This is a genomic window from Pseudomonas sp. L13 (assembly GCF_009935965.1).
Taxonomy (GTDB): domain Bacteria; phylum Pseudomonadota; class Gammaproteobacteria; order Pseudomonadales; family Pseudomonadaceae; genus Aquipseudomonas; species Aquipseudomonas lactis.
The window spans coordinates 45,188-51,254 of the sequence record NZ_QODJ01000047.1; the positions used below are offsets into that span (position 1 = coordinate 45,188).

General features: G+C 63.0%; 6 protein-coding genes. 2 read left to right on the forward strand and 4 right to left on the reverse strand.

All coding sequences use genetic code 11. From position 1 onward, the window contains the following. Positions 1-21: 21 nt before the first annotated feature. From DK871_RS21070 to DK871_RS21085, 4 genes are all read right to left on the reverse strand, one after another. Positions 22-981, reverse strand: a complete 960-nt coding sequence (locus DK871_RS21070) for a hypothetical protein (protein WP_003188010.1) — start codon at positions 979-981, stop codon at positions 22-24. A 41-nt stretch (positions 982-1,022) separates the two neighbouring features. Beyond that, positions 1,023-1,835, reverse strand: coding sequence for an aldo/keto reductase (locus tag DK871_RS21075; protein ID WP_161906484.1), 813 nt, complete (start codon positions 1,833-1,835; stop codon positions 1,023-1,025). Continuing rightward, positions 1,832-3,001 (reverse strand): FAD-binding oxidoreductase, encoded by a 1,170-nt coding sequence (locus DK871_RS21080; protein ID WP_161906485.1) that lies wholly within the window; start codon positions 2,999-3,001, stop codon positions 1,832-1,834. Before DK871_RS21080 ends, DK871_RS21075 begins: the two co-directional genes overlap by 4 nt. Before the next feature lie 143 nt (positions 3,002-3,144). Beyond that, positions 3,145-3,480: a multidrug efflux SMR transporter gene (locus DK871_RS21085; RefSeq protein ID WP_003188013.1), complete on the reverse strand. Its 336-nt coding sequence runs from the start codon at positions 3,478-3,480 to the stop codon at positions 3,145-3,147. A gap of 200 nt (positions 3,481-3,680) precedes the next feature. On the opposite strand from DK871_RS21085, the gene DK871_RS21090 reads away from it, so the two are divergent. Then, positions 3,681-4,571, forward strand: coding sequence for a LysR family transcriptional regulator (locus DK871_RS21090; RefSeq protein WP_161906486.1), 891 nt, complete (start codon positions 3,681-3,683; stop codon positions 4,569-4,571). Positions 4,572-4,594: 23 nt separating this feature from the next. After that, positions 4,595-5,872, forward strand: a complete 1,278-nt coding sequence (waaA, locus tag DK871_RS21095) for a lipid IV(A) 3-deoxy-D-manno-octulosonic acid transferase (protein WP_161906487.1) — start codon at positions 4,595-4,597, stop codon at positions 5,870-5,872. Positions 5,873-6,067 lie beyond the last annotated feature (195 nt).

Consider the following 6,067-nt stretch of genomic DNA (forward strand, 5'->3'; position numbering starts at 1 on the left):
GTGGGGCGAGCCTGCTCGCCCCTAGCTCTTCTTCGGCACGATCTTGCGCAGCATCTGCCGCGCCTTGCCGGTCAAGCGCTTGAGCTTGGAGTCTTTTTCCGGCTCTGCCAGGCCCTGCTGCCTGAGCCAGTCCTTCCAGCGAATCCGCTCATCGCGTACCAGCCAGCCCTCTTGCTGGGCAAAACTTTCCGCCAGGTATAAGCCGCGTGTGCTGGCCGGGTACAGCTGATCCTTCTTGACGGTATATAGCTCCGCAAGCGGTTCGCCATCTTTGAGCGGCATCAAATACAGGTCCGGGCGTTGGCGATCCAGGCGCGCCACCAACTGGTCACCCTCCAAACGCTCATCCACATGAAACAAGCTGAGGGACTTGGCTTCCTTCGGCACTTCCAGGCGCAGGTCATAAATCAATTGCAGCGAGGCGGTCGGCAGGTGCACGTAGGCCCTTGGGCGTTCGATCAGTTGCATGGTGGCGCAGCGCACCGGGCGCGCGGCACCGGACAAAGGGCTGAGGCGAAACGGCAGGGCCTCGCGGTAATGCAGGGCAGCGGAGTAGGGCGCCGGCAGCCAGGTGTCGTTGAAGCGCCCGCCCAGCCAGCCTTCGGGGGTTTCGAGCAGGCACTCCTCGGCGATTTCCTGGATGGCGGTGTGCAGTGGCAGGTTCAGTTCATGGGCCGGGACGTAGCCGGAGATCAGCTTGAGCACCACGTCGCCACGGTCCTGGCGGCGTTGGCGCACCAGCACCCAGTAGTCCTTGTTTTGCCAGTGCAGGGTCAGGCGTACCGAGACGCCGAGGTTCGCCAGTTCCAGGGCGAAGCGCTCGGCGTCTGGCACCTCGACCGGCTTGCGCCGTTGCAGGGTCTGGGCGAAGTTGAGCGGCATGCCGACGCTCTGGTAGCTCAGGCCTTCGGGGGTGGCTTCGACATGCAGCGGCAGTGTCTTGAAGTTGCTGGGGTTCTTTCTTATGAGCGTTCGCGGCATGTCGGCTCCTTCTTGCGACGGGGTCGGCCGCGTGGGCGGCATCAGAGTTGACGAATGACCCGGGCAGCAGTTGCTACGTTATGGGCCAGGTGCAGCGGGTTAATGGTCCCGACAATAGCACTGGCGACGCCCGTTTGCGCAAACAACAAGGTGAAACTGGCCTGAATTGGATCCATTCCCGGTTCCAGGCACACGTGGCCGCTGGCCAGGGCCTTTTTCACCAGGATGCCCTTGCCGTGGGCGGCCGCATAGTCGATCACGGTCTTCTCGGCCTGTTCGTTGAGGTTGTAGGTGACCATCGCGCAGTCGCCCTGTTCCAGCGCTTTCACGCCGCCCTCGACGGTTTTGCCGGAGAAGCCGAAACCGCGAATCTTGCCGTCTTTCTTCAACTGCGCCAGGGTCTGGTAAACCTCGCAATCATTGAGGATATGCAAGTCGTTGCCGTCGGAATGCACCAGCACGAGATCGATAAAGTCCGTTTCAAGTCGTTTCAGGCTGCGTTCGATCGACATCCGCGTGTGGGCCGCGCTGAAATCGTGATGGGACACGCCGTTGGCAAACTCTTCGCCCACCTTGCTGACGATCACCCAGTCCTTACGCTGATTACGCAGCAGCGGCCCCAGGCGTTCTTCGCTCATGCCATAGGCCGGCGCGGTGTCGATCAGGTTGATGCCTAGCTCACGGGCCTGGCGCAACAGCATGCGCGCCTCGTCGTCGCCAGGGATCTGAAAGCCGTTGGGGTATTTCACCCCTTGGTCGCGGCCCAACTTGACGGTGCCCAGGCCCAGGGGCGACACCAGCAGGCCGGTGCTGCCCAGCGGGCGATGCAGGTCGTGCAGGGTTGGCAGGCTCATGGCAACAGTTGCTCCCAGGCGGGTTGGCCGATTGCCGGGGTTGGCAGCTCGGGCAGAGGGGTGTTGGCGCTGGGGCGGATGCCGTCGCGCGCCAGGGCGTGGAGTACGCGGTCGGCGAAGTCCGGGGCCAGGGCCAGTTTGGTCGGCCAGCCCACCAGCAGGCGGCCGTCTTCGGCGAGGAAGGCGTTGTCGGGACGGCTGAGCCCCGATTGCAGCGGCTCGGCGCGATCCACCCGCAGGGTGGCCCACCGGGTCTGGCTCATGTCGATCCAGGGCAGCAGTTGCGCCAGCTCTTTCTGCGCGGTGGCGATCTGTTCTTGCGGCGTACGCGCCACGCCGTCAGCCTCGGCGATATCGCCGCCCATGTACCACACCCAATTGCCATCGGCGGCCGGGTGGGTGGTGACGGTGATCCGTGGCTTGGTGCCGCCGCCCAGGCAGTGGGCGTACAGCGGCTTGAGGCCGGGGCCTTTGGCGATGATCATGTGCAGCGGGCGTTTTTGCATGGCCGGCTGGCTATGGCCCAGGGCCGCGAGCAAGTCCGCCGTGCCTGCGCCAGCGCTCAGGACGATGCGCTGGGCGCGGATCTCACGGCCATCGACTTTCAAGCCCGCCAGGGTGTCACCGTCCAGCAGCGGTTCGATGTGCTGACCGGCTAGCAGGCCGTCACCAGCCAATTGCGCCAGGCGGTTGATCAGGCTGGGCACGTCCACCACCAGCTCGGCCAGGCGATAGACCTTGCCTTTGAAGCGAGGGTTCTGCAGCGCCAGGGGCAGTTCGTCGCCCTTGACCTGATCGACGCGGCCACGCACGGCCTTGCTGGCGAAAAAGCTGGTGAGGTTGCCGGCAATCGTGCCGGGCGACCACAGATAATGCGCCTGGGACAGCACGCGCACGCCGGACAGATCCAGCTCGCCGTTGCCGGCCAGAGCTTCACGCCAGCGGCGCGGCATGTCGGCAATGGCTTCGGAGGCGCCGGTGAGGGCGCCGTGCAGGGCGTATTTCGCACCGCCGTGAATGATGCCCTGGGACTTCAGGCTTTGCCCGCCGCCCAGGGTGGCGCTTTCCACCAGTACCGTGGAAAACCCCTGGCTGCGCAGGCGCGCATTGAGCCAGAGGCCGGCAACCCCGGCGCCGACAATCAGAACGTCGGTGGAAATAGGCATGCGCGCGGGACCTCGTGGGTAGAAAAGGGGGCCCTAGTATAGCGCGCAGCTGCAAGTTATCAGCTGCAAGCGGCAAGTTAGAGGCCGACCGTGCTGCTTTTTCTTGCCGCTTGTAGCTTGAAACTTGTCGCTGGGCTAGCGCTTCAATGGCCCGCGGTTTTCGAGAACAGCTGAATCACCACCACGCCCAGCACAATCAGGCCCATCCCCAGCATCGCCGGCACATCCAGCTTCTGCCCGTAGATGAACAGCGCCGCAATGCTGACCATCACGATGCCCATCCCGGCCCATACCGCGTACGCCACGCCGACCGGCACGGTACGCACCACCAAAGTCAGCATCCAGAACGCCACGCCGTAACCGACGATCACCAGCAGCAGCGGAATAGGGGTGCTCCAGCCTTTGATGGCTTTCATGGAAACGGTGGCAATCACTTCCGAGCAGATGGCGATAGCCAAGTAGTAGTAGGCGGCATTCATGGGGCAATCCTCGGTGTGATTTCAAGAACTGTAGGAGCGAGCTTGCTCGCGAAAAACGTCAACATAACCCGCGCTTCCTGAATACACGCGGCGCCTGTGAGTTTTTCGCGAGCAAGCTCGCTCCTACAGTGGTCGGCATTTTAGCTGGCTGCCAGATGGGGTAAAGTCATTACCTATCCGAATTTAAGATAGGTTGAGCCATGAGCGTGCAATGGGATCTGGAGCAGATGCGCCTGTTTGTCAGCGTCGCCGAGCAGCGCTCGTTTTCTGCCGTGGCCCGTGGGCAGCGCAAGGCGCAATCGGCGGTCAGCAATGGCATTGCCCTGCTGGAGGCGGACTTGGGCGTTGTCCTGTTCGAACGTAGCAGCGGCCGGCAACCGCGCCTGACCGAAGCCGGCAGTGTGTTGCTGGAGGAAGCGCGTGAGGTACTGCGCCAGTGTGAACGCCTGACGGGGCGGGCCTTGTCGTTGACCCGCGGCGAGGAAGCCTGCCTGCGCCTGGCCCAAGATGAGGCGATGTTGTTCCAACCAGTACTCGATAGCCTGGAGGCGCTGGCTGTGCACTACCCGTTGCTGGAGGTGCAGTTGTCCAGCGCGGCCCAGGGCGATGTGGCGCGCAAGTTGGTGGAGCGCAAGGCGGACCTGGGGCTGTTGTTCTATCACGACCAGATTCCCGAAGCCCTGGAGCGTCGGGTGGTGGGCAGTGTGGAAATGGTCACGGTATGCGGAGTGAATCACCCGTTGGCCAAGGAGCAGTACGTGACGTGCCAGCACCTGGCCCAGTTTCGGCAGTTGCTGATGTCGACCCAGACCAGCGTCTACCCCGGCAGCGAGGCGGCCAGCCCCCTGGTATGGCGTGCCGACAGCTTCTACGTATTAGCCGAATGGCTGATGAGTGGCCTGGGTTGGGCCTGGTTGCCTCGGCATATCGTGCAATACCCGACCTACCAGCAACAGATGGTCGAGTTGACCAGCGAGTGGACCCCGCCCGCCCTGGTGGTGGAACTGGTGTGGCGCCGTGACGAGCACCTGGGGCCCGCCGCACGCTTTTTGGCTAAACGTTTTGCCGAGTGCTTGCAGGCGATCGACTGAAAAAGCCGATAAACTCCGCCGCCATGAATAGAACTCTCTATAGCTGTCTGTTTTACCTGGCGCTGCCGTTGGTGGCCTTACGCTTGTGGTTGCGCGCGCGCAAGGCGCCAGCCTACGCCAAGCGGGTGGGCGAGCGGTTTTCCTATGGCTTGCCGGTGATGCGGCCCGGCGGGATCTGGGTGCACGCGGTGTCAGTGGGCGAAAGCATTGCCGCCGCTCCGATGATTCGCGGGTTGATGGCGCGTTATCCACAGTTGCCGATTACCGTCACTTGCATGACGCCCACCGGTTCCGAGCGTATCCAGGCGCTGTTCGCCAACGAACCGCGCATCCAGCACTGCTACTTGCCGTACGACTTGCCCTGCGCTGCCAAGCGTTTTCTCGACCGCGTGCAGCCTACGCTGGCGGTGATCATGGAAACCGAGCTGTGGCCCAACCATATCCATGCCTGCGCCCAGCGCGGTATCCCGGTGGCGCTGGCCAATGCACGGTTGTCGGCGCGCTCGGCCAAGGGGTACGCACGGTTTGCCAAGCTGACGGCACCGATGCTGGCAGAAATGAGCTTGTTCGCCGTACAGACCGAGACCGAGGCCGAACGTTTCCGCAGCCTGGGCGCACGCCCTGAAACCGTGGAAGTGACCGGCTCGATCAAGTTCGACCTGAGCATCGACCCCCAGCTAACGGCCCGCGCCGCCGCCCTGCGTGAGCAATGGGGCGCCAGCGAGCGTCCGGTCTGGATCGCCGCCAGTACCCACGAAGGTGAAGACGAGGTGGTGCTGGCCGCTCATCGCCAGTTGCTGGCGAACTACCCCAACGCACTGCTGATTCTGGTGCCCCGGCATCAGGAGCGCTTTGGCCCGACGTTTGAGCGCTGCGTGCAGCAAGGCTTTGCCACGGTGCGTCGCTCCAGTGGTGAGCCGGTCACCGAGCAAACCTCGGTGTTGCTTGGCGACACCATGGGCGAATTGCTGTTTCTTTACGCCCTGGCCGATAGTGCGTTCGTCGGCGGCAGCCTGGTGCCGACTGGCGGCCACAACCCGCTGGAGCCGGCGGCGCTGGGCAAGCCGGTGATCATGGGCCCGCATGTCTTCAACTTTCTCGACATCACCGCGATGATGCGCGACGCCGGGGCGTTGCGAGAGGTGGACGATGCCGATGGGCTGGCCGAGGCGGTGCGACAGTTGTTCGAATTGCCCCAGGACGCACGCAAGATGGCGCAGGCGGGGCTCAAGGTGATGCAGGCCAACCAGGGCGCGTTGAAGCGTTTACTGGATGGCTTGGACAAACTGATCAAACACTGACACCACCCACCCAATGTAGGAGCGAGCTTGCTCGCGAAAAACGTCAACGATAACGTGTGCACCCTGGGTAAACGCGGCGCCTGTAAGTTTTTCGCGAGCAAGCTCGCTCCTACAGAGTCAAGCCAGCTCTTATCAAACAAAAAATAACTCATTGTTTTTGCTCTTAAAAATCACGCCGCTTTAACCAGCTGCATC